31 protein-coding genes are annotated in these 25,809 nt (G+C 63.4%); 1 reads left to right on the forward strand and 30 read right to left on the reverse strand.

Annotation, left to right across the window (positions count from 1 at the left end; all coding sequences use genetic code 11):
* Positions 1 to 39: 39 nt before the first annotated feature.
* The 6 genes from ACYQ0Z_RS08540 to rpsB all read right to left on the reverse strand — a co-directional run bounded on the left by ACYQ0Z_RS08540 (position 40) and on the right by rpsB (position 4,582).
* Complete coding sequence (locus ACYQ0Z_RS08540; RefSeq protein ID WP_459866739.1) at positions 40 to 825, reverse strand: phosphatidate cytidylyltransferase; 786 nt, start codon at positions 823 to 825, stop codon at positions 40 to 42.
* A gap of 11 nt (positions 826 to 836) precedes the next feature.
* Positions 837 to 1,601, reverse strand: a complete 765-nt coding sequence (gene uppS, locus ACYQ0Z_RS08545) for an undecaprenyl pyrophosphate synthase (protein WP_459866742.1) — start codon at positions 1,599 to 1,601, stop codon at positions 837 to 839.
* A 79-nt stretch (positions 1,602 to 1,680) separates the two neighbouring features.
* Positions 1,681 to 2,238: a ribosome recycling factor gene (frr, locus tag ACYQ0Z_RS08550; RefSeq protein WP_459866745.1), complete on the reverse strand. Its 558-nt coding sequence runs from the start codon at positions 2,236 to 2,238 to the stop codon at positions 1,681 to 1,683.
* The gene (gene pyrH, locus ACYQ0Z_RS08555; protein WP_459866748.1) at positions 2,238 to 2,963 is read right to left on the reverse strand and encodes a UMP kinase; all 726 of its coding nucleotides are present in this window, start codon (positions 2,961 to 2,963) and stop codon (positions 2,238 to 2,240) included. Before pyrH ends, frr begins: the two co-directional genes overlap by 1 nt.
* A 148-nt stretch (positions 2,964 to 3,111) precedes the next feature.
* Positions 3,112 to 3,762 carry a translation elongation factor Ts gene (tsf, locus tag ACYQ0Z_RS08560; RefSeq protein WP_459866751.1) on the reverse strand — a complete coding sequence of 217 codons (651 nt, stop codon included), beginning with the start codon at positions 3,760 to 3,762 and terminating at the stop codon, positions 3,112 to 3,114.
* Between the two features lie 118 nt (positions 3,763 to 3,880).
* Complete coding sequence (gene rpsB, locus ACYQ0Z_RS08565) at positions 3,881 to 4,582, reverse strand: 30S ribosomal protein S2 (RefSeq protein WP_459866754.1); 702 nt, start codon at positions 4,580 to 4,582, stop codon at positions 3,881 to 3,883.
* Between the two features lie 270 nt (positions 4,583 to 4,852).
* Between rpsB and ACYQ0Z_RS08570 the strand changes: the two genes are divergently transcribed.
* Positions 4,853 to 5,854, forward strand: coding sequence for a DMT family transporter (locus ACYQ0Z_RS08570; protein WP_459866757.1), 1,002 nt, complete (start codon positions 4,853 to 4,855; stop codon positions 5,852 to 5,854).
* 61 nt (positions 5,855 to 5,915) lie between these two features.
* Here the strand turns inward: ACYQ0Z_RS08570 and ACYQ0Z_RS08575 are convergent, their stop codons facing one another.
* The 24 genes from ACYQ0Z_RS08575 to fliM form a co-directional block, all read right to left on the reverse strand.
* Positions 5,916 to 6,011 (reverse strand): YjcZ family sporulation protein, encoded by a 96-nt coding sequence (locus ACYQ0Z_RS08575; protein ID WP_459866760.1) that lies wholly within the window; start codon positions 6,009 to 6,011, stop codon positions 5,916 to 5,918.
* Positions 6,012 to 6,202: 191 nt separating this feature from the next.
* Positions 6,203 to 6,538 carry a hypothetical protein gene (locus ACYQ0Z_RS08580; RefSeq protein WP_459866763.1) on the reverse strand — a complete coding sequence of 112 codons (336 nt, stop codon included), beginning with the start codon at positions 6,536 to 6,538 and terminating at the stop codon, positions 6,203 to 6,205.
* A 425-nt stretch (positions 6,539 to 6,963) separates the two neighbouring features.
* Entirely contained in the window at positions 6,964 to 7,281 is a 318-nt protein-coding gene (locus tag ACYQ0Z_RS08585; protein ID WP_459866766.1) for an acyl-CoA dehydrogenase family protein, read from the reverse strand.
* Positions 7,245 to 8,021 carry a cation diffusion facilitator family transporter gene (locus ACYQ0Z_RS08590; RefSeq protein WP_459866769.1) on the reverse strand — a complete coding sequence of 259 codons (777 nt, stop codon included), beginning with the start codon at positions 8,019 to 8,021 and terminating at the stop codon, positions 7,245 to 7,247. The genes ACYQ0Z_RS08585 and ACYQ0Z_RS08590 overlap by 37 nt, the downstream gene beginning before the upstream one ends.
* The gene (locus ACYQ0Z_RS08595; protein WP_459866772.1) at positions 8,014 to 8,322 is read right to left on the reverse strand and encodes an ArsR/SmtB family transcription factor; all 309 of its coding nucleotides are present in this window, start codon (positions 8,320 to 8,322) and stop codon (positions 8,014 to 8,016) included. Before ACYQ0Z_RS08595 ends, ACYQ0Z_RS08590 begins: the two co-directional genes overlap by 8 nt.
* A 174-nt stretch (positions 8,323 to 8,496) precedes the next feature.
* Positions 8,497 to 9,075, reverse strand: a complete 579-nt coding sequence (locus ACYQ0Z_RS08600; RefSeq protein ID WP_459866775.1) for a DUF6115 domain-containing protein — start codon at positions 9,073 to 9,075, stop codon at positions 8,497 to 8,499.
* A 19-nt stretch (positions 9,076 to 9,094) separates the two neighbouring features.
* Positions 9,095 to 9,880 carry a FliA/WhiG family RNA polymerase sigma factor gene (locus ACYQ0Z_RS08605; protein WP_459866778.1) on the reverse strand — a complete coding sequence of 262 codons (786 nt, stop codon included), beginning with the start codon at positions 9,878 to 9,880 and terminating at the stop codon, positions 9,095 to 9,097.
* A 13-nt stretch (positions 9,881 to 9,893) separates the two neighbouring features.
* Positions 9,894 to 10,277: a hypothetical protein gene (locus ACYQ0Z_RS08610; protein ID WP_459866781.1), complete on the reverse strand. Its 384-nt coding sequence runs from the start codon at positions 10,275 to 10,277 to the stop codon at positions 9,894 to 9,896.
* A 3-nt stretch (positions 10,278 to 10,280) separates the two neighbouring features.
* Positions 10,281 to 10,781, reverse strand: a complete 501-nt coding sequence (locus tag ACYQ0Z_RS08615) for a chemotaxis protein CheD (protein ID WP_459866784.1) — start codon at positions 10,779 to 10,781, stop codon at positions 10,281 to 10,283.
* Complete coding sequence (locus ACYQ0Z_RS08620) at positions 10,778 to 11,395, reverse strand: chemotaxis protein CheC (protein WP_459866787.1); 618 nt, start codon at positions 11,393 to 11,395, stop codon at positions 10,778 to 10,780. Before ACYQ0Z_RS08620 ends, ACYQ0Z_RS08615 begins: the two co-directional genes overlap by 4 nt.
* A gap of 3 nt (positions 11,396 to 11,398) precedes the next feature.
* Positions 11,399 to 11,875 (reverse strand): chemotaxis protein CheW, encoded by a 477-nt coding sequence (locus tag ACYQ0Z_RS08625; protein ID WP_459866790.1) that lies wholly within the window; start codon positions 11,873 to 11,875, stop codon positions 11,399 to 11,401.
* 82 nt (positions 11,876 to 11,957) lie between these two features.
* Positions 11,958 to 14,111 (reverse strand): chemotaxis protein CheA, encoded by a 2,154-nt coding sequence (locus ACYQ0Z_RS08630; RefSeq protein WP_459866793.1) that lies wholly within the window; start codon positions 14,109 to 14,111, stop codon positions 11,958 to 11,960.
* A 5-nt stretch (positions 14,112 to 14,116) separates the two neighbouring features.
* Complete coding sequence (locus ACYQ0Z_RS08635) at positions 14,117 to 15,238, reverse strand: protein-glutamate methylesterase/protein-glutamine glutaminase (protein WP_459866797.1); 1,122 nt, start codon at positions 15,236 to 15,238, stop codon at positions 14,117 to 14,119.
* 39 nt (positions 15,239 to 15,277) lie between these two features.
* On the reverse strand, positions 15,278 to 16,189 hold the full coding sequence (locus ACYQ0Z_RS08640; RefSeq protein WP_459866800.1) for a MinD/ParA family protein: 912 nt from the start codon (positions 16,187 to 16,189) through the stop codon (positions 15,278 to 15,280).
* A complete protein-coding gene (gene flhF / locus ACYQ0Z_RS08645) occupies positions 16,182 to 17,501 on the reverse strand; it encodes a flagellar biosynthesis GTPase FlhF (protein ID WP_459866803.1) in 1,320 nt (439 codons plus the stop codon). Before flhF ends, ACYQ0Z_RS08640 begins: the two co-directional genes overlap by 8 nt.
* Positions 17,501 to 19,543: a flagellar biosynthesis protein FlhA gene (flhA, locus tag ACYQ0Z_RS08650; RefSeq protein ID WP_459866806.1), complete on the reverse strand. Its 2,043-nt coding sequence runs from the start codon at positions 19,541 to 19,543 to the stop codon at positions 17,501 to 17,503. Before flhA ends, flhF begins: the two co-directional genes overlap by 1 nt.
* A gap of 15 nt (positions 19,544 to 19,558) precedes the next feature.
* Complete coding sequence (gene flhB / locus ACYQ0Z_RS08655; RefSeq protein ID WP_459866809.1) at positions 19,559 to 20,644, reverse strand: flagellar biosynthesis protein FlhB; 1,086 nt, start codon at positions 20,642 to 20,644, stop codon at positions 19,559 to 19,561.
* Between the two features lie 14 nt (positions 20,645 to 20,658).
* Positions 20,659 to 21,438 (reverse strand): flagellar biosynthetic protein FliR, encoded by a 780-nt coding sequence (gene fliR / locus ACYQ0Z_RS08660; protein ID WP_459866812.1) that lies wholly within the window; start codon positions 21,436 to 21,438, stop codon positions 20,659 to 20,661.
* A gap of 9 nt (positions 21,439 to 21,447) precedes the next feature.
* Positions 21,448 to 21,717 carry a flagellar biosynthesis protein FliQ gene (fliQ, locus tag ACYQ0Z_RS08665; protein WP_459866815.1) on the reverse strand — a complete coding sequence of 90 codons (270 nt, stop codon included), beginning with the start codon at positions 21,715 to 21,717 and terminating at the stop codon, positions 21,448 to 21,450.
* A 13-nt stretch (positions 21,718 to 21,730) separates the two neighbouring features.
* Positions 21,731 to 22,498 (reverse strand): flagellar type III secretion system pore protein FliP, encoded by a 768-nt coding sequence (fliP, locus tag ACYQ0Z_RS08670; protein WP_459866818.1) that lies wholly within the window; start codon positions 22,496 to 22,498, stop codon positions 21,731 to 21,733.
* On the reverse strand, positions 22,495 to 23,199 hold the full coding sequence (locus ACYQ0Z_RS08675; RefSeq protein WP_459866821.1) for a flagellar biosynthetic protein FliO: 705 nt from the start codon (positions 23,197 to 23,199) through the stop codon (positions 22,495 to 22,497). Before ACYQ0Z_RS08675 ends, fliP begins: the two co-directional genes overlap by 4 nt.
* A 9-nt stretch (positions 23,200 to 23,208) precedes the next feature.
* The gene (locus ACYQ0Z_RS08680) at positions 23,209 to 23,571 is read right to left on the reverse strand and encodes a response regulator (RefSeq protein ID WP_459866824.1); all 363 of its coding nucleotides are present in this window, start codon (positions 23,569 to 23,571) and stop codon (positions 23,209 to 23,211) included.
* A 40-nt stretch (positions 23,572 to 23,611) separates the two neighbouring features.
* On the reverse strand, positions 23,612 to 24,805 hold the full coding sequence (fliY, locus tag ACYQ0Z_RS08685) for a flagellar motor switch phosphatase FliY (protein ID WP_459866827.1): 1,194 nt from the start codon (positions 24,803 to 24,805) through the stop codon (positions 23,612 to 23,614).
* Positions 24,798 to 25,790 (reverse strand): flagellar motor switch protein FliM, encoded by a 993-nt coding sequence (fliM, locus tag ACYQ0Z_RS08690; protein ID WP_459866830.1) that lies wholly within the window; start codon positions 25,788 to 25,790, stop codon positions 24,798 to 24,800. Before fliM ends, fliY begins: the two co-directional genes overlap by 8 nt.
* Positions 25,791 to 25,809 lie beyond the last annotated feature (19 nt).

Here is a 25,809-nt window from a genome sequence, read left to right on the forward strand (position 1 = left end):
ACCTCAACCTCTCGTCTCAACCGCATGCGACAGGTCCGTTCACGCGAACGCGGCCGTAAGCAACCCGATGAGGGGAAACACGAGCAGCAGGCTGTCAAAACGGTCGAGGACACCGCCATGTCCCGGCAGCAGGCGGCCCGAGTCCTTCACCCCGTACGCACGCTTGAGGGCCGATTCCATCAGGTCGCCCAGGGGGGCAATCACCCCGACGGCTGCCCCATAGGCCAGCGCCAGGGGCAACGACCCGAAGCCGTCCCCCACCGCCTGGGCGACGGCCGCGACCGCCATGCTGCACACCAGCCCCCCGAGAAATCCTTCGCGCGTCTTGTTGGGGGAAATCGCCGGCCACAGCTTGCGGCGACCCCAGAAGCGGCCCGCAAAATAGGCGCCGGTGTCCGTCGCCCACACGCAGGCAATCACACTGAGCACCCACGCCAGCCCTTCCTGCCGTGCGGACAAAAAGGCCGCAAAGCCAAGGCCAACATAGCACGCACCAAAAAAAAGATACGCCACGTCTGCAACGCGAATGCGGTTGGCCGTCAAGACGGGAACGGCAAACAGGGAAAACACCACGCCGGTGAGCACCCCGCGCGTCCACGCCGGCGAGTCGGCCGCCAGGGGCATGGCCACCAGTCCCCACACGCCAATCAGTGCCAGCGCCACGTCGATCCGGAGCAGAGGCCGTCCGTCCATTCGGGCAAACTCGAGGTAGCCGATCGTCGCCAGCAAAAACACCATGAGCGCAAAGGGCCAGCTCCCGGCGACCAGCAAGCTAATGAACGCCGTCCCGCCAATGAGAGCCGTTACGACGCGTGTCTTCAGCACCTTGTCTCCCCCTAAGGCTTGACCGCCCCATACCGCCGGGTGCGGGACTGGTAGTCGCGCAACGCCTGGCGAAAATGTTCGGCCGTAAAATCGGGCCAGCACACTTCGGTGAACCACAACTCGGTATAGGCAATTTGCCACAACAAGAAATTGCTGATGCGCAGCTCCCCGCTGGTCCGGATGAGGAGATCGGGATCGGGCAGACCGGCCGTAAAGAGCGCGGCGGCAATGTAGCGCTCATCGATCTCCAGGGGATCTAGCCGTCCCGCCTTCACCTCCTCGGCGATGCGCCGAACGGCGTGGGTGATTTCCGCGCGGCTGCCATAGTTCAACGCGAAGTTGACGATCATGCCCGTGTTGTGGGCCGTCTCCCGCATCGCCTGTTCCACCGCCTCCAAGGTGTGGCGCGGCAACCCGCTCAAATCGCCCAGAATGCGCACGCGGACATTGTTTTCGATCAGCTCCGGCAAGTCGCTCAGCAGATACTCCTGGGGCAGCCGCATGAGGAAATCCACTTCCTCGCGCGGGCGCTTCCAGTTCTCCGTGGAAAAGGCGTACAGGGTCAGCACCTCGATGCCGATCTCCCGTGCGACGCGGATGATGTTCCGCATCGCTTTCATGCCCGCGCGGTGACCCATGAAGCGCGGCAACCCGCGCCGTTCGGCCCACCGGCCGTTTCCGTCCATGATAATCGCCACATGGCGCGGCAGGTTCTCGTCGCGCAGTTCCCGCGCGTCATGCAGCTCCTCGTTTTTTCTCAGTCCCCACTTGTACATGGTTCGCCTCCATGCGCTATCCGCGGGTCAGGATGGACGAAAGCCCCCTCCGCGAAAGGGGGCCCTGATGTGCATGCAACTACAGGGAGAAGATCTCTTTTTCCTTGGCCTCCACAACCGCTTCCACTTCGGCCGTGTACTTGTCGGTCAGCTTTTGCACCGACTCCTGGTGACGACGCAGCTCGTCCTCCGAGATCTGGCCGTCCTTCTCCAGCGCTTTCAGTTCGTCGTTGGCGTCACGCCGAATATTGCGAATGGCCACCTTGGCTTCCTCGCCGTGCTTTTTGACCACTTTGGCCAGCTCGGCCCGCCGTTCCTCGGTCAGCGGCGGAATGGCGATGCGGATGACGTTGCCATCATTCATCGGGGTGAGCCCCAGATCCGATTTTTGGATCGCTTTCTCGATTTCGCCGATCACCGATTTGTCCCACGGCTGAATCACCAACAGGCGCGGCTCCGGTGCCGAGATCGTGGCCAGCTGGTTGACCGGAGTCGGCGTGCCGTAATACTCAACCATCACGCGGTCGAGCAGCGCCGGCGTCGCCCGGCCCGCCCGCAAGGAGGCCAATTCCTTTTTCAACACGTCAATCGCTTTTTTCATCCGCTCTTCGGCATTTTTGAGGATGGCCTGCGGCATTACGCTTTCCCTCCCACCAAGGTGCCAATCTTTTCGCCCATCACGGCGCGCTTGATGTTCCCTTCCTCCATAATCGAGAAGACGATGATGGGGATGTTGTTGTCCATGCACAACGAAGAAGCCGTTGCGTCCATCACCCCGAGGCCACGGTTTAACAAGTCGAGATAGGAAAGCTGTTCATACTTTGTCGCATTGGGGTCCACAGCGGGATCCGCCGAGTAGACCCCGTCCACCCGGTTTTTGGCCATGAGGATCACTTCGGCCTCGATTTCCGCCGCGCGCAACGCGGCGGTCGTGTCGGTGGAAAAGAACGGATTGCCCGTTCCCGCAGCAAAGATGACGACACGTTTTTTCTCCAGGTGACGGATCGCTTTGCGCCGAATGTAGGGCTCAGCCACCTGACGCATTTCAATGGACGTCTGGACGCGGGTCGGTACGCCAAGCTTTTCCAACCCGTCCTGCAAGGCCAAGGCGTTCATCACCGTGGCCAGCATGCCCATGTAATCGGCCGTGGCCCGATCGATCCCCTTGGCGCTGCCGGCCAGCCCGCGCCAAATGTTCCCGCCGCCGACAACCACGGCCACCTCCACGCCCAGGTCGACCACTTCCTTGATCTGCCGGGCAATGGTCGCGATCATGTCTGGGTCGATGCCAAACCCCTGCGATCCCGCGAGGGCTTCGCCGCTGAGTTTGAGCACGACGCGCTTGTACTTCGGCCCAGACATCCGTTCCCCTCCATTCTAGCATAGATCGGCACGGTTGCCGCATGCCGCACATGGGGCACGCGGGGGACGGCGCACCAGGGCCATCCCCCCGACCGCTGAAGAAAGAGGGAACACTGCCGTTGTGTTCCCCTCACGGAAACCTTCCCGGTTACTTTTTCACCTGCGCCATCACTTCTTCGGCAAAATTGCACGCTTTTTTCTCGATCCCCTCGCCGAGCACAAAACGGGCGAAGCGGCGAATGGTAATGTTCTCGCCAATCTTGGCGATTTTCTCCTTGAGCAGCTCCTCGATCGTCTTGTCCGGATCCTTGATAAAAGGCTGTTCCAGCAAGCAGACTTCGGCGAAAAACTTCTTGAGACGCCCTTCGACCATCTTCTCGACGATGTGTTCCGGCTTCCCTTCATTCAGGGCCTGCTGGCGCAAGATCTGCCGTTCCTTCTCGATTTCCTCGGCGGGAACCTCGTCGCGACTGACATAGCGCGGTGCTGCCGCGGCAATCTGCATAGCGATGTCGCGGACGAATTCGCGGAACTCGTCGGTCTTGGCCACGAAGTCGGTTTCGCAGTTGACCTCGACCAACACACCGATCTTGCCGCCGCCGTGGATGTACGATTCAACCAGCCCCTCTGCCGTCACGCGGCCGGCCTTCTTCGCCGCAGCGGCCAAGCCCTTTTCGCGCAGGATCTCGATGGCGCGGTTCATGTCCCCGCCGGCTTCTTCCAGGGCCTTTTTGCAATCCATCATCCCGGCACCCGTCTTCTCGCGCAACTCTTTCACCATGCTCGCCGTAATGGCCATCGCACAACACCCTCCCTGTTGGTCTTATACTGAGGTTGGGGTTTTACCCATAGGCTTCCCCGCATAATCGCAGAAAAAGGGTGGCAAGTCGCTTCTCAGCCTGCCACCCTTTGGCTCCTCACGCGGATGTGGTTTGTTCGCCCTGTTTCCCTTCCAACACCGCGTCGGCAATTTTCGACGTGATCAACCGCACCGCCCGGATGGCATCGTCGTTCCCCGGAATGACGTAGTCGATCTCATCGGGATCACAGTTCGTGTCGACGATCGCGACAACCGGAATCCCGAGCTTGCGGGCTTCCGCCACGGCGATCTTTTCCTTGCGCGGATCGATAATGTACACGGCATCCGGCAACGACTTCATGCCCTTGATGCCGCCGAGGAACTTCTCCAGGCGCTGTTTTTCCTTGCGCAGGCGGATGACTTCCTTTTTCGGCAGCACGTCAAACGTGCCGTCTGTCTCCATTTGTTCGAGTTCGTGGAGACGTTCAATGCGTTTGCGGATGGTCTGGAAGTTGGTCAGCGTGCCGCCCAGCCAGCGCTGGTTGACATAGAACATGCCGCAGCGCTCGGCTTCCTCGCGCACGGAATCCTGGGCTTGCTTCTTCGTCCCGACGAACAGGATCGTTCCCCCGTTCGCAGCAAGCTCGCGGACGAAGTTGTACGCCTCCTCCATCTTGCGGACGGTCTTTTGCAGGTCGATGATGTAGATACCGTTCCGCTCGGTGTAGATGTACTTTTTCATTTTGGGGTTCCAGCGACGCGTTTGGTGCCCGAAGTGAACCCCGGCCTCGAGCAATTGCTTCATCGAAATAATCGCCATATTGGTCCCCCTTACAGCGTGGTTTTGGCCCTCCGCCCACTTCCTCTCCGCGTGAGACTGCCTTGCCGGCAGCACCTTCACGCGAATCCGCAGGCGTGCGTTGTACGCCGTTCACTACTATACCACATTGACTGCGCGCCATGCAATGGCAGCGCGATGAGGGTTCCTCCACCCCAAAACGAACGCCAAGAGCAGGAAATTGCGCGAGAACAGCGAAAACGTTGGAAAGATGCGGCTGAATCGAGCGCCACCGAAAGGAGGACTGCGCCCATGCCCCCGCTTCGTCTCCCGCCTGCCTTGTTGCTGTGTTTGGCCACCTTGTTCTGGGCGGGAAATTTCACATTTGGCAAGGTGCTGGTGGCCACGCTCCCTCCGATTACCCTTTCCCTCGTGCGATGGGGCATCTCCTTGGTCGTGTTGCTGCCCTTTGCTTGGCGCGAGGTGCAACAAACGCGCCCCCTCCTCCGCCGGCACCTCAAGCCCCTTCTCGCCATGGCCGTAACCGGGGTAGCCGCTTTCAACGCCATGACCTATGTCGCGCTGCAGTCCACCACCGCCATCAACGCCGCCCTCATGAACACGGCGGCGCCTATTGTCGTGCTGGCTTTGTCGCGCGCGCTGCTTGGCGAACGCGTAAAGCCGATCCAACTGGCGGGCATCGCCGCTTCCTGCGCGGGCGTGATGTGGATCCTCGTCGGCGGCGACCTGGACCGCCTGCGCACCTTTACCGTCCACACCGGCGACCTGCTCATGCTCGGAGCCATTACCGCATGGGGCCTCTACTCGGTGCTCATGAAAAAATATGGCCGTCTCCTCCCGCAGCGCGCCTCCTTCCTGGTTTCCATCGCACTGGCCTGCGTGCTGCTCTTTCCGCTGGCCACAACTGAACGGGCCGAATGGGACGCCTTCCTTTCCTTAAGCCCTCTCCATTTAGCCCTCCTTCTCTATGTGGGAACCTTTCCGTCCGTGGTCGCGTTTTTGCTGTGGAACCGCGCCGTTGTGGCCATCGGACCGTCCCGGGCATCGGTTTACCTCAATTTGATCGTCCTGTTTGCCGTGATCCTGGGTGTGCTCGTGCTGGACGAACGCGTAACCGCAGCCCACGTGGTTGGAGGGCTGCTCGTCGTGGGGGGTGTGTATACGGCGACAGCGCCCACACCGCTCCGTTTGCCCCGCCGCAGCCAAAATCGCAAGCAGGTGGCCGATGCCCCCTGCGTCACGGGGGATGACAAGACAACCGTGTTTTCGAAAACCCACAACCCCAACAAATAACGAACGCCGCCCGGCGGGGGCGGCAGCATGGGGGGGTCGAAGTGGACGAGCCGGGCGGACACTAGTCGTCCGAAGCCCCAACGATCACCAGAAGAATAAACAGGACCAGCACAATCGCAAAATCGTCCAAGTTGTCAAAGAAGGAACCCATGGTCATATCACCCCTCGCGAAATGTCGATAGCCGATTTGCTACCGCACTTTACTTTATGAGCGGAATTGCCGAGGTGCGTTACAACACGCGCCCATTTTTCGGGCAGGCCAACAAGAAAAGCCGCCGATTGGCGGCAATGGCCGGCACATCCCCCGTTGTCCACGGCTTCTCGGTCGCACGAACCGCTTGACGCGTATCAGCTGGAGCTAGAGGAATCGTAGCAGGAATCGCATTTGTCGTATTTGAAGTGCTTATCATACTTTTTATGGTACTTGTAATGTTTGTCGTAACCGCAGTGTGAATCGGAGTAGGATTTGCCGCAATGGGCGTAATGGGAATCATACTGGGAATAGGAATGCTTGCACCCCATCTTGTAGTAGTCCGCCTTGTGCTTGTGGTAGGCATACTTGTGATAGTAATGGCGGTGTTTCTTTTTGTCGCATTTGTGCTTTTCGGCCATCTCCATGTAGTACGCGGCGCGCTGTTTGTGGTGGCGGTACTTGTCACAATAATAATGGTAGTGGTGCGACATGCCGGTACCTCCTTCTCACGGGATACTACTACGGTATGATCGGCGAACGGGCAGAGCATAGATGCGTGTCCTGGTGCATCGACACAAAACGGAAGACGGGCAGCAAAGCACCGCCCGTTTTTCGTATTTCTGGACTCTCTCGCGGGAGGACGTCGGCACATCTCAACCCGTCCGCCGCGGCGCGAGGATTTCTTCGACCCAAACCGGCCCGTTGAGGGATTCACCGTCGATCCGATGGTGCGCGAGGCGCTCGTTGAGCAGAAGGTTCACGAAGCGCTGGCCCAGCTTCCGCCCGGCACGCCGCGAAACGATTCGGTGTTGAGAAGGGTAGAACCCCACACTGACGACGAACACCTGTTTAAGCCCACTGCGTCGGCGTGAACGTTCCCCTTGGTTTGGCAAAGCGCTACCCCCTTTCAATACGCTTATCGTTTACAACTTGGCGCGATCAAAGTGTGACCGGGACATCGAGCAAGAGCTTGCCAATCAGCTCCTTCAAGGATCTCTGGTTTGGGGCCCATTACCGTGCCGGCCATGCTGTCCCGGATATACCGTTCAAGCGGAGTCCGGGCGGAGTAAGCATGGCCTCCGCACACCTTGAGGCTCAAGTTAGCAATCTTCCGAACGGCGTCGCAGGCCATGACTTTGATTTCCAGCATCGTGACAGGATCGAGCGTCCCCTGTTCCATACGTTTGCAGGCATCCATTAGCACTCGCTCGGCCTGGTCGAACACAATGCGCATTTCGGCAATTGTCTGCTGGACGCTTTCCCCTCCATCAGGATGCGCGCGGCGTGGCGAAGAATTCCCCACGCACTTTTCACGATCAAGGCCGCCACCACAAGGCTGATGAGCGGGTCGACCGCGTACCACGAAAACCCGTACATCAGCAGGCCCGCAACAATCGCCCCCACCGATCCGAGGGCGTCGCCGAGGACGTGCAGATACGCGCTCCGCAGGTTCACGTTCCCGTTCACGTCCCCCTTCCGCATGAGCCACCACGCGCTGAGCAGGTTCGCCGCAAGCCCGATCAATGCCACGACGACCATCGTTCCGCTGGCCACTTCGGGCGGCTGGAAAAACCGCTCCACCGCCTCCCACGCAATGATCCCGGCAATCCCCAGGAGGGTGCCACCGTTGACCAGCGCCGCCAGAACCTCCACCCGAGAAAAGCCGTAGGTCATGCCCGGCGACGGCGGGCGCGCCGCCATCCTCATGGCCAGGAGGCTCAGGGCCAAGGAACCGGCATCGCTCAGCATGTGGCCGGCGTCAGAGAGGAGAGCCAGGCTGCGGGTCAGCAGGCCGTCGACAACCTCCAGCAGCATGATGCCACCGGTGATGAGAAGGGCCACCGTCAGGGCCCGCATGTTGTTTGCGCGATCCGCTGTTTCATGGCGGTGCGGATCAAGGAAATTCGCGTGGTCAGGGGAACAAGATTGATGGTGATGGTGGTGATGAAGCACGCCAACCCCTCCCCTATTCATGTTCCAGATGGGCTAACGCTTGGCTGAGCAACGTCATCACATGGTCATCGTCACACGTGTAGAAAAGCAACTGCCCCTGCCGCCGATACTTCACCAAACCCATGGACCGGAGGAAAGCCAGCTGGTGGGATACGGCGGATTGCGACAACCCCAGTGTTTTGGCGAGGTCCGTGACGGAACGCTCCCCCTGCGCCAGGAGGTGCAAGATGCGAATGCGCGTCGGATCCGCCAACGCTTTAAACGTAAGTGCGGCGCGCTCCGCGATTTCGAGCGGCAACAAGGCGGGATTCCCTTTCGCCATCGCACCCCTCCTTCCGTGTCCACCATGCTGCGTTCTCCCTTCGCCGCTGGCCCGTTGATCAATTGAACTCATGTGTATATGAGCATTTGTTCATATGTTTATTCTAAAAAACTTTCCGATTTACGACAAGGCCATTCCCTCCCTTCCCGTGAGGATGTGCGGCGGTCCGCCGGGCTAGGTTTCGTCCGTGTTTTCCGCTACCGGCTTTCGCCACCGCCGGGCCTCTTCGGCCAGCGTCAACACGAGCTGGACCTCGCCCGTCCCGATGTCCAGGCGGCGGGCGATCTCCGCAGCAGACAGGCCTTCCTGAGCCAGCTCCAGCACCGCTCGATAGTTGGCCCCAATCACCCCCGCCTCGACCATGGCTGTAGCCGGCGCATCGTTCTGTGCCGGGTCGCCGTCCTCAGGACTGGACGGGCCCGTCGAGAAGCGGGTTCCCTGCGCATGCGCCGCCTCTTCCCGCATGTGCGCCGCCATCGCCTCCAGGCGCCCCTCCAGCTCGGCCACGCGGCGCTGCAGGTCCTGCACCGCTTGCTCCAAGGCACGCCGCTCGTCCCGCCAGGCGCGTAGCAGCTTCTGGTTGTCCTCGGTCCACAGGGCCGTATACTCGTCGAGCACGGCCAAGAGCGCTTCCCGCTCGCCGGCGGGATCATCCCGGCGGGCCACCTCTCGCGCCACAACGCGCGGCACCCACCAGCGCATAGCCGCAAGCCCCACCGCCAGCCCCGCAGCCAACATCAGCCATCCGTCCATGTTCCGCCTCCTTTCCGTCTCACGGCGCGCACAGCACGCGCTTGTACCGCCCCAAGGCGCCCCGCAGGCGATAAATGGCCTTGGTGTGCAGTTGGGAAATGCGCGACGGCGACAGTCCCATCACTTCGGCAATCTCGGTAAGGGAGAGGGATTCGTAGTAAAACAGCGTCACCACGAGCCGCTCCTTCTCGGGAAGCCGTTCAATGGCCCGGGCGAGAATCTCTTTCACCTGCTTGGCCTGCACGAGGTCTTCCGGCGACGGTGCCTCGTGGTCGGTCACCGTCATGTGCCGCGACGTTGAGGCCCCCTCGTCGTCCACCACCGGCTCGTCGAGGGACACCTGCACGGCGCGGACCATGTCCCGCAGCACCTGGTGGAGCGACTCGACCGGCATGCCGAGGTGGTGGGAGACCTCCTCCTCCGTCACCGACCGGAGGTAGCGCTGCTCCAGTTCGGCGTAGGCGTCCTCCACCTTTTTGGCCTTTTCCCGGAAGGAGCGCGGCACCCAATCCATCTCGCGCAGGCCGTCGTAGATGGCGCCGCGGATGCGCCAGACGGCGTACGTCTCAAAGCGCAACCCGCGGCGGTAGTCGAATTTGTGCATGGCGTCCAACAGGCCAATCATCCCGTAGCTGCGCAGGTCTTCCACCGGAACCGCCGTCGTCAGTGAGCGTGCCAACTGGGCAATCACGCGGTCAACCAGCCCGGCGTAGCGTTCCACCAAGGCCCGTTCGGCCTCGGCGTCGCCGTCTTCCTTCCACGCGCGCCACAGCGAGCGCACCTGGTCGTTTTCCACGGCTGTCACGCCCCTCGCCCCCTTAGGACTCCTCTTCCATCATTCGCCGGACGGTGGACACCACCCGCCGCACCTCACCCGCCTCCACCGGGTTCAAGCGCGGCGGATCCAGTGGGGCAAAGCCACCGGGGTCCGATGCCTGCGGCACATTCGCCGGAGGCTTGGCATCGGCTGTATCGTTCCTGTGCGTGGGCTTCGGCTCGTGCGGGGTGACCACGTCCATCGCCGCTGCCAGAACCCGATGCAACACCGCGGCGGCCATGGCGGCAACAGCCAGGAACAGGACGAAGACCCCCCCCGCGCGCACCAGGGCGGTCGACACGGTGTTGGCGGGAAGCGCCGCCAGAAACGCCAACACGGATACAGTCGCCGCCACAATGAGGCTGCCTTTTCCCCATGCGGACATGGCTCAAACTTCCTTTATCCCCTTTTGTACCGTACGGATCACCAGCTTCCCCGTTTCGCTGTCAAACTCGACGGTCCGGCCGCTGGAGCCGCCGGTGTCCTCAGCGACAACGGGAATCCCGTGTTCGGCGAGAAGCGCCTTGCACGCCGAAACGTTGCGTTCGCCGATGCGCAATGCCGGATTCCCCGCGGCGGCGATGGCAAACATCTGCGCCCCGCCGGCCAGCTTGGCGACGAAACGCCGCCTATGGCCGCCCCAAGCCTCCATGCGCGCAAGGAGGGCGGGGATGGCCGTGTCGGCGTACTTCCCGACGTTCACAGCCTCGCCGCGCGCCAGTTCCGACGACGGCAACATGACATGGGCCAGCCCCGCCACCTTGGCCGTCGGGTCGTAGATGCAGACGGCCACACACGAGCCCAGGCCTACCGTCACCAGACGATCCGGCGCCTTGGCCACCTGCAGATCCGCCATGCCCACCTTGATCACCCGCGCTACGTTGTTCATGGCAGCGGCACTCCCAACGCCCGGAACAGCCGGTCAACGGCCTCGGGTTCGGGAATGAGCACGAAATGGCTGTCCAGCACGTCCTCACCTTCGGCGAAGGTCGTATCGATCACCAGGGCCATGTCGCCGACTCGCCCCACTTCATGCAGCCCGACGCTGAGCAACGCGCCGGCCATGTCGATGGCCAGTGCCGGGATCGACGGCTGCAGGCGCAACCCGGTCAGGTCGGCCAAAGAGGACAAATACGATCCGGACAGGATGTTGCCGATCTCCTGCAGCGCCGAGCTTTCCATTTCGTTGAAGCCCTCTTCCCCGGGACTCGCTCCGAGCAGGGCGCTGAGAAGCCGCCGCGCCGTCGCCAGGTCCATCAGGAAGAAAAGGCTGCCGGGCACGTCGCCCTCGACGCGCAAGAAGACCGCCGCCACCACCGCCTCCGGGCCACCGACCACATCGGCGACCGCGTCGAACGGGACGAGCTTCACCTGCGGCACGTGCATGTGCACCCGGCGTTGCAGCAGTGTAGACAGCGCCGTAACGGCATGGCCGGAACCGATGTTGCCCACTTCGCGCAGCACATCAAACTGAAACTCATCCAACCGCGAAAACAGGTCCATCGTTCATCCCTCGAGCTGTTTGAGCTGCGTCCGTTCGTCGAGGGTCAGCACACGGTCAAGGTTGAGCAGGACGAGCACCCCGTCGCCCCATTTGGCGACCCCGCGGAGGAACTCGGTCCGCACGCTCCCCACCACTTCCGGGGGCGGCTCGATGGACGACGCCGGAAGATCCACCACGTCGTTGGCGGCGTCGACGATCAGGCCCACGTCCTTGTCGTCGATGGAAACGATGATGATGCGCGTTTCGTCGGTGTACGGCCGCTCCTGAAGCCCCAGGCGGCTGCGCAGATCGATCACCGGCGTCACCACGCCGCGCAGGTTGATCACGCCCTTGACGAAGGGCGGAGCCCCCGGGACGCGCGTGATCGGCTGCATGCGTTCAATGGAGCGCACCTGGTACACGTCCACTCCGTAGGCCTCGTCGTTCAGCTGAAACACGATGACCTTGAGTTCGTTTGCGGTGCGATGCTGTTCCGTCATTCGCCGTTCCTCCTTTCGCAAGTTCGATCCCGGCCCGGAACCACCAGGGGAGGGCCGCGGCGGGCATCTCGCGCGGCGCCGCTCACTTCACCAGCGCGTTGCAATCCAGGATGAGGGCCACCTGGCCGTCCCCCAGGATGGTGGCGCCGGAGATGGCAAACACGTGGGGCAGGTATTTGCCCAGCGACTTGAGCACGATTTCTTGCTGGCCGATGAGCCGGTCGACAACTAGCCCGGCCATCTTCTCGCCCTTGCGTACGATGACCACCTGCACGTCGGTCGGTTTGGGCCCGCCCGCGTCCGGTACGGCAAACACGTCTTTGAGGAAAACAAGCGGAACCAGGCGACCGCGAAAATCGACGACCGGCTGGCCGCGGGCAGTGTGAACCGCCTCCGGTTTGTAGATGGCGGCCTCAAGCACCGAGCTGAGGGGAATGGCGTACTTCTCCGCCTCCACCTGCACCAAGAGCGCATCAAGAATGGAGAGGGTCAAGGGCAGCTGGATCTGGAACGTTGTCCCGACCCCCGGCTCCGACTGGACCGAAACCGTGCCGCCGAGGGATTCAATCTTGCTGCGCACCACGTCAAGGCCGACGCCACGACCGGAGATGTCGGTCACCGTCTCGGCGGTGCTGAATCCGGACATGAACAGCAAGTTGTACACCTGCTCATCGGTAAGCCCCTCGGCCTCCCGCTGCGTGATCAATCCGCGTTCCAGCGCCTTGCGCAACACCTTGTCGCGGTTGATGCCCCGTCCATCGTCGGATACCTCGATGATGACGTGATTGCCGCTGTGGTAGGCCGAGAGCTTGACCTGCCCCGTCTCCGGCTTACCCGCCTGTCGCCGCTCTTCCACCGGTTCCAAGCCGTGGTCGATCGCATTGCGCAGCAGGTGGACGAGGGGATCGCCAATCTCGTCGACCACGGTACGATCCAGTTCCGTCTCCGCCCCCTCGATGACGAGTTCGACGCGCTTGCCCAGTTCACGCGACAGGTCGCGCACCATGCGCGGAAACCGATTGAACACGTTCTCCACCGGCACCATGCGCATGGTCAGCACCAGGTTCTGCAGGTCGCTGCTGATACGGCTCATGTGTTCCACCGTCTCCAGCAGCGTCGGATGGTTCAGCTCGCGGGCCAGCTGTTCCAGGCGTCCGCGGTCGATTACCAGCTCGCTGAACAGGTTCATCAGCTGGTCGAGCCGCTCAAGGTCAACACGGATGGTCCGCCCGGATCCTTTTCGGGAGCGGGGACCCGCTGATTCGGAACGGGACGACCCGGCCGAAGGGCCGGCCTGGGCGCCAGGAGCAACCGCCCCCGAGGTCGGCGCGGCAGAAGGCGTAGACGGCGCGTCGGCGGGAGCAGACGGGGCCGATGCGGCCGCCATTTCGCGGCGGGCTTGCCCCTCCCCAACGGGAACGACGTCAACGGAAGCGATTTCCGAAATGTTCAGGATCCGCTCGCGCACGGTCTCCGCCGACTGGTCGGTGATCAGCACCACGGTGAAGGAATCGTCAAACTTCTCGTTCTCCAGGTCTTCCACGGACGGGTGAGAGCGGATCACTTCGCCAAACGCCTCCAGCTCCCGGAACACCAGGAAAACGCGTGCCGCCTTCAGCACGCAGGCCGGGTCAAGCCGTACCGTGATGATCAAGGCCGACATTCCGGCCTCGCGCGACTGCTGAATGACCGTCCACTCATACTCGTTGAAGTCGCCGCCAATGGCAGCGACATCGCCGCTCCCCGCCTGCGGGGTCGCTTCTTCTGCCGCACCGCCCGTCGACACCTGCCCGGAGCCGTCGGCCGCCGCTTCCCGCTCCGCCCCTGACTCGCCGCCCATCGCTTCGTCCGGCATCCGGCCTTCGGCGACCGCGCGGAGCGCGCGCACGATGTCCGCCACATCGCCCGCCCCGTCGCCGCCCTCCTCGATGTTCGCCACCATGGTTTCGAGCGCGTCCAGGCAGCGGAACAGGAGGTCCCCCAGCGCCGGGGTAACGGCCAGCTCCCCATTGCGCACGCGATCGAGGACGTTTTCCATCTCGTGCGTCAAATGGGCCATATCCTCGAACCCCATGGTGGCGGCCATGCCTTTCAGCGTGTGAGCCGAGCGAAAGATCTCGTGCACGTGCTGCAATTCGGCCGGCTCACGTTCCAGGTCGAGCAGCCGGTCGGTGATGGCCTGCAGGTGCTCGCGCGCCTCCTCCAAGAACAGGGAAAGGTATTGGTTCATGTCCAAGGGCTTCACACCTCCCGGAATGTCACGGCTTCCATCAACACGCGGGGGATCTCCCCGAGGGGGACAACGCGGTCGGCGAGCCCCGCCTCGATGAGGGCCCGCGGCATCCCGAACACGACGCAGGTGGAGGCGTCTTCCGCGATGATGGTGCCGACCTGCCCCCGTTCCTTCAGGACGCGGGCGCCCCACACCCCGTCGGATCCCATTCCGGTCAGCACGACGAGGTGCGCGCGCAGGCCGGGGACGTTCGCCGCCGAGGCAAACAGCACGTCCACCGAGGGACGGTGCCCCCCACGCGGCGGGTCCTGCGTCAGGCGCACCACCGGATCCGGTCCCGGTGCGAGAACCAGGTGAAAGTCACCCGGCGCGATATACACCGTTCCCGCCTTCAGGGGCATGCCGTCCTGGGCCTCGACGACGCACAGCCGGCAGAGCTGGTCCAAGTGCCCCGCCAACTGCCGGGTGAACCCCGGCGGCATGTGCTGCACCACCAGCACCGGCGCCGGAAAGTCGGCCGGCAGCGGCGCGAGCACCGCCTGCAGCGCGCGGGGCCCGCCCGTCGACGCGCCAATCAGCACCACTTCGCAAGGCGGCCGCCTCTCTCCCCCCTGTTTTGGACCGCCGTCCTTTGCCACCGGCTGCCGGGCGTAATGTGGGCTCCCTGGCCACACCGTCCCCTGTTCGCCCCGGGCCCCGTCCCGGCCTGTAGAACCCGGCTGCCGCGCGACACGAGCGCGCGATGCGGCCTTGATTTTGGCCACGAGTTCCCCCTGCACCTTGTGCAAATCGAGGGAAACCGCCCCGGAAGGCTTGGCCACAACGTCGACCGCACCCAGCTCCAGGGCCCGGATTGTCGCCTCCGCCCCGGCGTGGGTGAGACTGCTGAGCACAATCACCGGCAAGGGGTCCCTGGCCATCAGCGCCTGGAGGAAGGCCAGGCCATCCATCACCGGCATTTCCAGGTCCAGGGTAATGACGTCAGGCCGAAGGGCCACCGCCTTCTCCAGGGCTTCCTGTCCGTTCCGCGCCGTACCGATGACCACGATGTCCGGATCCTTGGCCAGCAGGTCGGTGATCACCTGACGCATGAACGGCGAATCGTCCACGACCAGCACGCGGATCGGCATGCCGTCCACCCCCTTTCGCGTCGGGTGCTGCACGATGCGCTACAACCGGTTGAACAGGCGGTGGAGAAACTGGCGAATCCCCCCCGGCCTACGGATGGCAGGCGCATCCCCGTCGGCAAACGTTCGGGCGATGCGCGCCACCTCCTTGGCCGCCGGGGCATGGGGGTAGGCCACGAGGAGCGGCTGCTGCAGCTGGACGGCCCGGCGTACATGGTCATCCTCGGGGATCCAGCCGAGAACCGCGATAGACAGGTTGAGAAACCGCTGGGCCACCGTCACCAGGCGGCGGGCCACCTCCTCTCCTTCCCGGCGCGAGCGGGCACGGTTGACGATCAGCCACATGGCGAACGAGGGCAGACCGGGCCCGCCAGATGCCTGCTGCACCAACAGCTTGACCAGGGCATACGCGTCGGTGAGGGCGGTGGGCTCGGGCGTTGTAACGAGGAGGATGTCGTCGGCCGCCTGGAGGACACGCAAGCCATGGGAGGACAGGCCCGCTCCCGTGTCAAACAGCACCACGTCGGCAACCTCTTCAAGCTGTTCCAGTTGGTCAAACAGGTACCCGAGGGCCTCCTCTTCCAGCGACAGCAGGAGATCAACCCCGGATCCACCGGCCAGAAAGCGAATCCCTTCCGGCCCCTCGGTCAGCACGTCCCACACCGACAGGCGGCGCCTCACCAGATCGAGGAGATGGAACCGCGGCGCAATGCCCATCAGCACGTCGAGGTTGGCAAAGCCGATGTCGGTGTCGACCAGAACCACGCGCTTCCCCGCCCGGGCCAGGGCCAACGCCACATTGAGGGCCACATTGGACTTGCCCACGCCGCCTTTCCCGCTGGTGACGGCCAGAACGCGTGCCGTACCGCTTGCCGGCGCCGCGGCTTGGGGATGCACGACATCCGCGGCTAGCCGCCGCATGCGCTCGCGCAGGGGTTCCGCCTGGTCACGCACGGCCCTTGCCCCCCACCAGAAGATCGGCGATGCGCGCGGGCGTAGCCGGCCAGATGTCATCCGGAACATTTTGGCCGCAGCAGATGTACCGCGTCGGCAGGCCGAACTCACTGGCCACGTTCAGGAGCGCACCGTAGGACGACGTTTCATCGGCCTTGGTGAAGATGATCGAGACGATCGACAGGGGCAGGAAGTTGGCCACGATGGCTCTCAGGTCCTCGTATTTCGTCGTCAGGCTGAGCACCAGGTGCGTGGCGCAGGCGGGAGCCGGTTCCAGCAAGGCCTTGAGCTCCTCGACAAAGGAGGCGTTGCGGTAGTTGCGGCCCGCCGTATCCATGTAGATGCGGTCGCAATCGGCCAGCTTGGCCAGCGCCTTGCGTAGATCGTCGGCAGAGAAGACCACCTCGAGGGGCACATTCAGGATGTTGGCGTAGGTGCGCAGCTGGTCGACCGCCGCAATGCGGTACGTGTCGGCCGTCACAAAAGCTACCTTGCGCCGGTGTTTCAACACCTGCTCGGCGGCCAGCTTGGCGATGGTGGTCGTCTTGCCGACGCCGGTGGGCCCGACGAACACGTGCAACTGGGCCTCGCGCTCGGAACGCGGCGGTGCCAGCTCGGCGATAAGCGCCGCGAGGGCCTCCTGCGCTTCGGCCCACAGCACCTTCTCATTGTCCGCCACTTCGCTCGCGCCAGACAGCAAGCGGTCGACCAGCCGTGCCACCAGCGCGTCGGAAACGCCTTGTTGATCCAGGTGCTGACAGATTGCCTGCAGCGTGGGGGGCAGATGGCTCATCCGCGCCGGGTTGACCATCAGGCGCGCCACCATCTCCTTGAGGGCGCGGATTTCGCCGGCCAAACCGTCGGGCGCGGTTGTCGAACCGGATGCCGAAGCAGCCGTGTCGGCGGGGGGCGCCGCTTGCGCCTGCTCCCGCGAAGGCCGGCCCGTGGCACGGCGTTCCGCCGCCGGCGGCGCCGCATCCGCCGCAGACGGGGAGGGGATCGTTTCCGATGCCGCCCGGTAGGCGCGGGCCACCGCAGCCGGCACCGCCGTCAGCGGCCGGCCACCGGCGGGTTGCCCGTCCGGCGACACGGTTTGCCGCTCCCGGCGGGCATCCCTATCATCGGCCCACGTGTCCGGCGGGAAGTGGTCTACTGCAGCAATTACCTCAAACTTCTTCTTGCCGAAAAGCCCGAACAGCCCACCGGCACGAACCGGTTTGGTGTACAGGATCACCGCATCGCGGCCCAGGTCGTTCTTGATCAGCTCCTGGGCATGCGGCAGCGAGTCGACCACATAGCGCTTGACGCGCATTACAACTTCACCACCCCGACACTGCGGACTTCCACATTCGGCTCCAGCTCGGCGTAGGACAGCACCGGCACGTCAGGCAAAACACGCTCGACAAGCTGGCGGACATAGGGGCGAACCCCCGGTGCGGTGAGCAGAATCGGCTGACGGCCGGACTGAAGGAGTTGGCTCACCGCCTCGTTGACCGACCGGTAAAAGCGCTGGGCCACTTCGGGTTCGAGCACCACGTAGAACCCGTGCTCCGTCTGTTGCGCGCTGTCCGCGATGCGCTTTTCCGTCTCCGGGTCAAGCGTGGCCACATACAGCGGCTCGCCCGGTTGGACATATTGGCGGGTGATTTGCCGCGCCAGGGCCTGCCGCACGTGCTCGGTGAGGATGTCGGGATCCTTCGTGTACCGCCCGTAGTCGGCAAGGGTCTCCAGGATCGTCACCAGGTTGCGAATGGAAACCCGCTCCCTCAGGAGCTTGACCAGTACGCGCTGGATGTCGCCGACGGAAAGGACGTTCGGCACCAGTTCCTCCACCAGCGCCGGTGCGTGCTCCTTCACGGCGTCCAACAGCGCCTTGGTCTCCTGACGGCCGAGGAGCTCGTGGGCATGCCGCTTCAGCACCTCCGTCAGGTGGGTGGCCACCACCGACGGCGGGTCAACCACCGTATAGCCGGCCTGCTCTGCCGTTTCCTTCATCTCCTCGTCGATCCACAGCGCCGGGAGTCCAAAGGCCGGCTCCGTCGTTTCGATGCCCACCACGCGCGGGTCGTCGACTCCCGGGCTCATGGCCAAGTAGTGATCGGGCATCAGCTCGCCCCGGGCCACCACGTTGCCGCGGATCTTGATGACGTACTCGTTGGGCTTCAGCTGGATGTTGTCGCGGATGCGCACCACCGGCACGATAATGCCCAGTTCCAGCGCCAACTGGCGGCGGATCATCACCACGCGGTCGAGAAGGTCGCCGCCCTGGGATGCGTCGGCGAGGGGAATCAGGCCATAGCCGAACTCGAATTCGATCGGATCGACATACAGAAGCTGCTGCACCGATTCGGCGCTGCGCAGCCGTTCCGCTTCCCGTTCGGCCGGGTGATCCGCTGCCGCCGCTTCCTCCACCGCGGGACGGGTGGCCACCTGGCGCATGCGCCAGCCACCAAGGGCCAAGAGGCCAGCCGGCAAGGCGCTGAACAGCCCGATGGGGGTGAAGAGGCCAAGGGCAAACACCGTGGCGGCAACGATGTACAAGAGCTTCGGATAGGCCAGAATCTGCCGCAAGACGTCCTGGCCGAAGTTGCCGTCCGATGCCGCACGGGTGACAATGATCCCCGTGGCCGTGGAGATGAGGAGGGCCGGAATCTGGCTCACGAGCCCGTCGCCGACCGAGAGCAGGGTGTAGGTGTGGAGGGCTTCCGAAAAGGGCATGCCGTGAATGGCCATGCCAATGACAAATCCGCCCAGGATGTTAATGAGAAAGATGATGATCGCGGCGATGGCATCCCCTTTGACAAACTTGCTGGCCCCGTCCATCGCCCCGTAGAAGTCGGCTTCCCGGTCGATCTTCTCCCGCCGCTGCCGCGCCTCGGCTTCGGTGATCAGCCCGGCGTTCAGGTCGGCGTCAATGGCCATCTGCTTTCCGGGCATGGCGTCGAGGGTAAAGCGCGCCGCCACTTCGGCCACACGCTCGGCTCCCTTGGTGATCACCACGAACTGGATGACAATCAGGATCAGGAACACGATGAACCCGACCACCGGCTGGCCGCCGATGACGAAGGAGCCGAAGGTGTGCACCACTTTTCCGGCGTTGGCGTCGGTGAGAATGGCCCGTGTCGTCGAGACGTTCAGCCCCAGGCGAAACAGCGTCGTCAACAGGAGCAGCGAGGGGAAGATGGCAAACTCGAGGGGCTCCCGCGTGTTCATGGCCACGAGGAGGATGAGCAGCGACAGCGAGATGTTGAGAAAGATCAGGAAATCGAGCACCGCCGGAGGCAACGGGATGACCATCATCAGGACAATGAGGATGACGGCAACGAGCACCCCGAGATCTTGCAGGCGAATCATCCCTGTGCCTCCTCTCTAGGCCTTCCCTTTCAAGCGATAGACGTACGCGAGCACCTCGGCCACGGCCTTATACAGGTCTTCCGGAATCGTTTGCCCCACCTCCACCCGCGCGTACAAGGCCCGTGCCAAAGGCGGGTTTTCCATGATCGTCACCCCGTGCTGCTCGGCGACCTGGCGAATGCGTTGCGCGAGGTAATCCGCCCCCTTGGCCACCACCTGGGGCGCGTCCATCTCCCCGGCGTCATAGCGCAGCGCAACGGCGACATGGACCGGGTTGGTGATGACGACGTCGGCCTTGGGCACCTCCTGCATCATCCGCCGCATGGCCATTTCTCGCTGGCGCTTGCGAATGCGTTGCTTGATCAGCGGGTCCCCCTCGGTGCGCTTAAACTCGTCCTTGACCTCCTGCTTGGACATGCGCAGCTGGCGCTCGTATACCAGCCGCTGGTAGCCATAATCGACAACGGCGAGCACCACGAGCACGCCGGCGAACACCAGGCCCAGGTAGACTGTCGTGCGGCCCAGGTAGGCAAGCCCATCGGCGAGGGGCATGCGCGGCAGTGTCGCAATCCGCTCCACCTCCCGCCACAGCACCAGGATCAGGGCCCCAAGGATGATCACAAACTTGAGCAACGCCTTGCCCAGCTCGACCAGCGCCCGCACCGACACCATCCGCTTTAGCCCTTCCACGGGGTTCAGCCGCGTCCACCGGGGAACGAGCGGATCGGTGGTCACGAGGAATCCGAACTGGACCGTGTTGCCCAACACGCCCAACAAGAGGGCGACAACCGCAAAGGGGGCAACAATCCTCAGTCCCGCCAGCGCGTACGCGATCATCAGGTGCTCGATCGAGCGGGGCGTAAGCGGATCGCGCACCTCAACCGCCAGCCCCTGTCGAAAAAGTTCCACCGTTTCCCGGGCCAACGTGCTCCCCGCCGTCAGCAGGAGGAGAAACGCCGCCAGCAGGATGAGCGCCGCGGGCAGTTCGGCACTCTTGGCCACCTGCCCCTTCCGCCGCGCTTCTTGCCGCCGACGCGGCGTGGCCTTTTCCGTCTTCTCCTCGGCGAAATACTGCAAATCGAACGCCAACCCAACCGACATCGCCGTGCATCCTCTCACGCCGACGCGCCCAGCAGGTAAACAAGGGCGCGAACAGCCGCGAATAGTTCGCGAAACAGCCCCAGCAACACCGCAAAAAAAACAGGCAATCCCACGGCCAATCCCAGCAAGTTGAGGCCAATTTTCACCGGGAGGCCGAGAACCAGCACGTTGATCTGGGGCACGGCCCGCCCCAACATCCCCAGCGCCAGATCGGCCAGAAAGAGTGCCGCGGCAAACGGTAGCGCGAGCTGGACGGCGATGACCATCATGCGCACAACGGCGCGCACGAAAAGGGCATTTACCGGAGCACCGGCCAGCGGCACCGCCAGATGTTCTACCGGCACAAGGCGGACGCTTTCCACGATGCCGTCCACGAGCAAGTAATGGCCGTCAGTGGCAAGAAAGAACAGCATGGCGAGGAGGTGCTTGGCATGACCCAAGAGCGGGATCTGCGTCCCGCTTTGCGGGTCAAACAGGTTGGCCACCGCGTAGCCGGTTTGCAGATCCAGCCATCCGCCGGCCGTCTGCACGGCGGAAAACAAGAGCGCGGCCAAAAACCCCAGGGCCAGCCCCACGAGGGCTTCCTTCGCTGCGAGGAGAACATAGCGCCCGTCCAGCGGGATCTCTGGAGGGGACACAACGCCCATCGCCAGCAAGGCCACCAGCGCCGCCCACCCCGCCTTGACCATCGGCGGTATCGTGCGCCCGGCAAACACCGGCGCAACGGTAAAAAATGCCGTCATGCGAACCAACACCAAGCCAAACGCCGGGAGCTGGGTCAGCCAATCGGCCATGGCCCCCACCTACTGGGTAAGCAATCGAATCTGGTTGAACATCTCATGGGTAAAGGCGAGCAACTGGCGCAGCATCCAGGGGCCGAACAGGGCCACGGACACGAAAACGGCCACAATCTTGGGGATGAAGACAAGGGTCTGTTCTTGAATTTGGGTCACCGCCTGAAAGAGGCTCACCACGAAGCCCACGACCAGGGCCACCCCCAACAGCGGCCCGCACACAAGAAGCACGACGATAACCGCCTCACGCGCGAGGTGAACGACCATTTCGGGTGTCACGCGCCTCCCCCTCCTAGTACCCCGCGAGCAAGCTTTCGACGACCAGATACCAGCCGTCCACGAGCACAAACAGGAGCAGCTTAAACGGCAGGGAGATCATCACCGGCGGCAGCATCACCATTCCCATCGCCATGAGCGTGCTGGCCACAATCATGTCGATGACCAAAAACGGCAACAAGAGCAGAAACCCGATTTGAAACGCCGTCCGCAATTCGCTGAGCACGAACGCGGGCACCAGCATGTGCAGAGGGATCTCGTCAATCGTTTTCGGCTCTGCGCCCTTGGCGTGGCGCAGAAACAGACGCAAATCCTTTTCCCGGGTATGCTTGGCCATGAACGCCTTGAGCGGCTTGGCGGCCGCCTCCAGTGCCGCTTGCTGCGAGAGCTTGCCGTCGAGGTACGGCACAACCGCTTGATGGTACACCTGCGAAAAGGTGGGCGCCATGACATAAAACGTGATGAACAGGGCCAGACCGATCAGCACCTGGTTTGGCGGCGTCTGCTGCGTGCCCAGCCCCATGCGCACAAACGACAGCACCACAACGATGCGCGTGAAGGCGGTCATGAGGATCAGGATGGCCGGGGCCAAAGACAATACCGTCAGCAGGAGAAGCAGCTGCACCGTCACGGCGACGTCGGGCGGTGCACCCGTGCCGATCTCCAGCTTGACGCCGGGAATCGCCGTGCGCTGGGCCGCACTAACAGGCGACGGCCATCCGACAAGCAGTGTCGCGGCGAGGAAGATGCCGAACCGCATTCCGCGCCCCAATTGCTGCTTCATTCTGGCCGTTCCCTTCCGTCCGCATCGGGTTTGCGTTCCGCCTCCACCGGCAGATGCGCGCGGGCCTCCCGTAACGCCTGCAAGCGGGTGGCCAGCAGCTCGGAAAACGAGGAACCCTCGGTCCGTGCTTCCGATTGCATCGGAAACGCGATCCCGCGTATGCGCCCCAACCAACCCCTTCGATCGCTCCCCGCGCCCGCGGCGTCGAACAGGGCACGCAGCCGCTCTGCCTCGTCCCCCGGTGGGATGTAGCGCAGCAACTGCACGTCCTCACCGATCCCCAACACGTAAAGGCCGTCGCCGATTTGCACCACTTGCACACTCTTGTTCTGACCCACCGCGCATCCCCCGAGGGCGCGAACCGGCATGCCGGGCCGAACAAACGGGTTGCGGCGAGACAGCCATCGACCCGCTCCGACGATCAGCGCGAGGATCAGCGCCAGTGCGGCGACCAGACGGACGAGGATCGCGGCCAGTCCTCCGCCCTCGCCGGCCGCCGCTTCGGAGGGCGCCGGCTGGCCGCGGTCCTGCTGGTTCGGCGCAGAAGGAGGCCGTGTCGAGGGGGTCGGCGCTTGATACGTTTCGTAGACGGAGCGCTCCCCTTCGGCCCACGCGATGCTGCCGGGCATGCCGAGGGCGAAATGCCCCCCCAGGAACCACAGCAACGCACAGGCAACCAGCGCCTTGCGAGCCGTTTGCATCCCGCAACCCTACCCCAACACTTTTCGCAACGCTTCCAGCACCCGGTCCGCCTGAAACGGCTTGACCACAAAGTCCTTGGCCCCCGCCTGGATGGCATCGATCACCATCGCCTGCTGCCCCATTGCCGAACACATGATCACCTTGGCATTCGGATCGAATTTCTTGATCTCCTTCAGCGCGGTAATGCCGTCCATCTCGGGCATGGTGATATCCATCGTCACCACATCGGGTTGCAATTCCTTGTACAGCGCCACCGCCTGATGCCCGTCGCTTGCCTCCCCCACGACGGTGTACCCGTTCTTGGTCAAGATTTCCTTGATCATCATGCGCATGAACGCGGCGTCGTCCACCACCAGTACGCGTGCCGACATGGGCTCCCTACCTCCTTCTGTGGCGATTTGCACCCGTCAACTACCCTAACTTTTCCATCCGATCCCGCTGGCTGACGATGTCCGTGACGCGCACGCCGAAGTTCTCGTCGATGACGACGACCTCCCCTTTCGCGATCAACTTGCCGTTGACTAAGATGTCCACCGGCTCTCCCGCCAGCTTGTCCAGCTCGACAATCGACCCTGATGTCAACTCGAGAATCTCCTTGATCGTTTTCTCGGTGCGTCCCAGCTCGACCGTCACCTGGAGCGGAACGTCATAGAGCAGGCTCAGGTTCGTCTCCTCGGTGGAAAGCAGTCCGGAGCTGAGGGGTGCGAACTGGACGGGCTGGACGTTCACCGTGCGCGAAGGCGACGCGCCCGTGTTCCCGTTGCCCGCCGTCAGCCGTGCCGACCGCTCGGCGGAAGCAGTCGCTTCACCCGCCCCTGTCTGCGGCTGCGCGGATGCCGCCGGCGATGACGGGGCGGACGTAGACGGCGCCGGCTCTTCCCGGTTCACCGGTTCCGCAGGCGTCGCCGCTTGCTCCGCCACCTTCGTCTCCCCGAGCAGGCTTTTGACCAGCTGCACGGCAAACGACAAGGGGCACAGCTGCATGATCGTGGAGTCGATCAATGTGCCGATCCGCAGGCGGAAGGAAACCTTGACCAGGGTCTCGTCGGGCAGGGGCAGTTCCTCGTCCGGTTTGGACAGGTCGAAGAGCTGGACGATGGGCGGCGAGATGTTCACCCTGCGGTTGAAGACCGTCGACATCGACGTGGCTGCCGCGCCCATCATCTGGTTCATTGCTTCCTGCACGGCGCTCAACTGCAGCTCACCGAGTTCCGGGTCGGGATTGGTCCCGTCGCCGCCCATCATCAGATTGGCGATGATCCGCGCGTCATCGGTGCGCAGAACGAGCAGGTTGGTGCCCTCCAGCCCGTCGGTGTACTGGACGAAAATGGCAATATGGGGCGTGGGAAACTCGTCACGCAGCGCGTCGCGGCGGACCAAGGATACCGTCGGCGTGGTGATCTCCACCTTTTGCCCCAGAAGCGTGGACAGCGCCGTTGCCGCGCTGCCGAAGGAGATGTTGCCAATCTCGCCCAGGGCATCCTGTTCGATGGGGGACAAGACCGCATCCGGCTGCGGTTCGGAGCGATCACCCTCCGCGTCTCCCCCTAAGCCGCGCAGCAAGGCGTCAATCTCTTCCTGGCTCAACTTGTCGCGCTCAGTCATCGGCGTCCTCTCCCTTTACCCTCGCTTCGATCTGGACGGCGAGGCGGCCGCGATGCGTCCCCGGACGGGCCACAAATTTGGGGATCTTGCCCACCTTGACGACAATCGGGTCGCCCGGTGATTGGTCGAGCACAATGCAGTCTCCCGGAGCCAGCTGCAGCAGATCGCGCAGCGTGATGGTGGCTGTGCCGAGCTCGGCCACTACCGGCACAGCGGCCCGCTTCATGTGCCGCTGAAGGGCCCCCTGTTCCGGGGGGCGCTGTTTCTTCTGCGGGGACAGCCAGTGATGGGAGGAGAGTTTCGGCATCACCGGCTCCAGGACGATGTGCGGCAGGCACAGGTTCATCATCCCCGAGGTGTCCCCGATCACGGTGCGGAACGTGATCACGGCGACCGTGTCGTTCGGGGAGACAATCTGGATAAACTGGGCGTTCACCTCGAGGGTGTCGTAGTGCACGTCGAGGTCGAGCACATTCTTCCATGCATCGGGCAAAAGGGACAGGGCCCGTGAAAACAGGCGCTGGAGAATGGACATCTCGATTTCCGTCCACTTTCCAATCACCTGCATCCCCTTGCCCCGCCCGCCCAACAAGCGGTCCAGCATGGCGTAGGCAACGTTGGGGTTGACTTCGAGAACCATGCGCCCTTCCAGCGGGCGGGCCTCAAACACGTTGAGCACGGTCTGGTTAGGGATAGAACGCACGAACTCGTCGTACGGCAGCTGATCGACGGAAACCACAGAAAACTGGACAAAGGTGCGCAACATCGCGGAAAACAGCGTGGTGAGCGAACGGGCGAAGGTTTCGTGAATGCGCGCCAAGCTGCGGATCTGATCCTTGGAGAAGCGAAGGGCCCGCTTAAAATCGTAGGGCTTAACCTTTCGCGTCTCCTGCTCGCGCTTCAGCTCCTCGGCCGACATCTCCCCCGAGGTGAGCGCAGCTAGGAGCGCGTCGATTTCACTTTGCGACAACACATCAGACGTCACGGGTGTCACCTCCACCTGT

Source organism: Calditerricola yamamurae (genome assembly GCF_054654135.1).

Bases quoted from the DNA above. Each gene is read 5' to 3' on its own strand.
- ACYQ0Z_RS08595 (WP_459866772.1), bottom strand. From the start codon at position 8,322: ATGGCGAAAGGGAATCCCGCCTTGTTGCCGCTCGAAATCGCGGAGCGC.
- pyrH (WP_459866748.1), bottom strand. From the start codon at position 2,963: ATGTCTGGGCCGAAGTACAAGCGCGTCGTGCTCAAACTCAGCGGCGAA.
- ACYQ0Z_RS08570 (WP_459866757.1), top strand. From the start codon at position 4,853: ATGCCCCCGCTTCGTCTCCCGCCTGCCTTGTTGCTGTGTTTGGCCACC.
- flhB (WP_459866809.1), bottom strand. From the start codon at position 20,644: ATGTCGGTTGGGTTGGCGTTCGATTTGCAGTATTTCGCCGAGGAGAAG.
- frr (WP_459866745.1), bottom strand. From the start codon at position 2,238: ATGCCGCAGGCCATCCTCAAAAATGCCGAAGAGCGGATGAAAAAAGCG.
- flhF (WP_459866803.1), bottom strand. From the start codon at position 17,501: ATGCGCGTCAAGCGCTATGTGGTCGACTCGCTGCCGCATGCCCAGGAG.
- fliY (WP_459866827.1), bottom strand. From the start codon at position 24,805: ATGACTGAGCGCGACAAGTTGAGCCAGGAAGAGATTGACGCCTTGCTG.
- ACYQ0Z_RS08680 (WP_459866824.1), bottom strand. From the start codon at position 23,571: ATGTCGGCACGCGTACTGGTGGTGGACGACGCCGCGTTCATGCGCATG.
- ACYQ0Z_RS08600 (WP_459866775.1), bottom strand. From the start codon at position 9,075: ATGGACGGATGGCTGATGTTGGCTGCGGGGCTGGCGGTGGGGCTTGCG.
- ACYQ0Z_RS08620 (WP_459866787.1), bottom strand. From the start codon at position 11,395: ATGGACCTGTTTTCGCGGTTGGATGAGTTTCAGTTTGATGTGCTGCGC.
- ACYQ0Z_RS08575 (WP_459866760.1), bottom strand. From the start codon at position 6,011: ATGACCATGGGTTCCTTCTTTGACAACTTGGACGATTTTGCGATTGTG.
- fliR (WP_459866812.1), bottom strand. From the start codon at position 21,438: ATGGCCGATTGGCTGACCCAGCTCCCGGCGTTTGGCTTGGTGTTGGTT.
- ACYQ0Z_RS08590 (WP_459866769.1), bottom strand. From the start codon at position 8,021: ATGAATAGGGGAGGGGTTGGCGTGCTTCATCACCACCATCACCATCAA.
- flhA (WP_459866806.1), bottom strand. From the start codon at position 19,543: ATGATTCGCCTGCAAGATCTCGGGGTGCTCGTTGCCGTCATCCTCATT.
- ACYQ0Z_RS08675 (WP_459866821.1), bottom strand. From the start codon at position 23,199: ATGCAAACGGCTCGCAAGGCGCTGGTTGCCTGTGCGTTGCTGTGGTTC.
- ACYQ0Z_RS08625 (WP_459866790.1), bottom strand. From the start codon at position 11,875: ATGACGGAACAGCATCGCACCGCAAACGAACTCAAGGTCATCGTGTTT.
- uppS (WP_459866742.1), bottom strand. From the start codon at position 1,601: ATGTACAAGTGGGGACTGAGAAAAAACGAGGAGCTGCATGACGCGCGG.
- ACYQ0Z_RS08610 (WP_459866781.1), bottom strand. From the start codon at position 10,277: ATGTCCGCATGGGGAAAAGGCAGCCTCATTGTGGCGGCGACTGTATCC.
- ACYQ0Z_RS08635 (WP_459866797.1), bottom strand. From the start codon at position 15,238: ATGCCGATCCGCGTGCTGGTCGTGGACGATTCGCCGTTCATGCGTCAG.
- rpsB (WP_459866754.1), bottom strand. From the start codon at position 4,582: ATGGCGATTATTTCGATGAAGCAATTGCTCGAGGCCGGGGTTCACTTC.
- fliP (WP_459866818.1), bottom strand. From the start codon at position 22,498: ATGAAGCAGCAATTGGGGCGCGGAATGCGGTTCGGCATCTTCCTCGCC.
- ACYQ0Z_RS08585 (WP_459866766.1), bottom strand. From the start codon at position 7,281: ATGCGCATTGTGTTCGACCAGGCCGAGCGAGTGCTAATGGATGCCTGC.
- ACYQ0Z_RS08615 (WP_459866784.1), bottom strand. From the start codon at position 10,781: ATGAACAACGTAGCGCGGGTGATCAAGGTGGGCATGGCGGATCTGCAG.
- ACYQ0Z_RS08580 (WP_459866763.1), bottom strand. From the start codon at position 6,538: ATGTCGCACCACTACCATTATTATTGTGACAAGTACCGCCACCACAAA.
- tsf (WP_459866751.1), bottom strand. From the start codon at position 3,762: ATGGCCATTACGGCGAGCATGGTGAAAGAGTTGCGCGAGAAGACGGGT.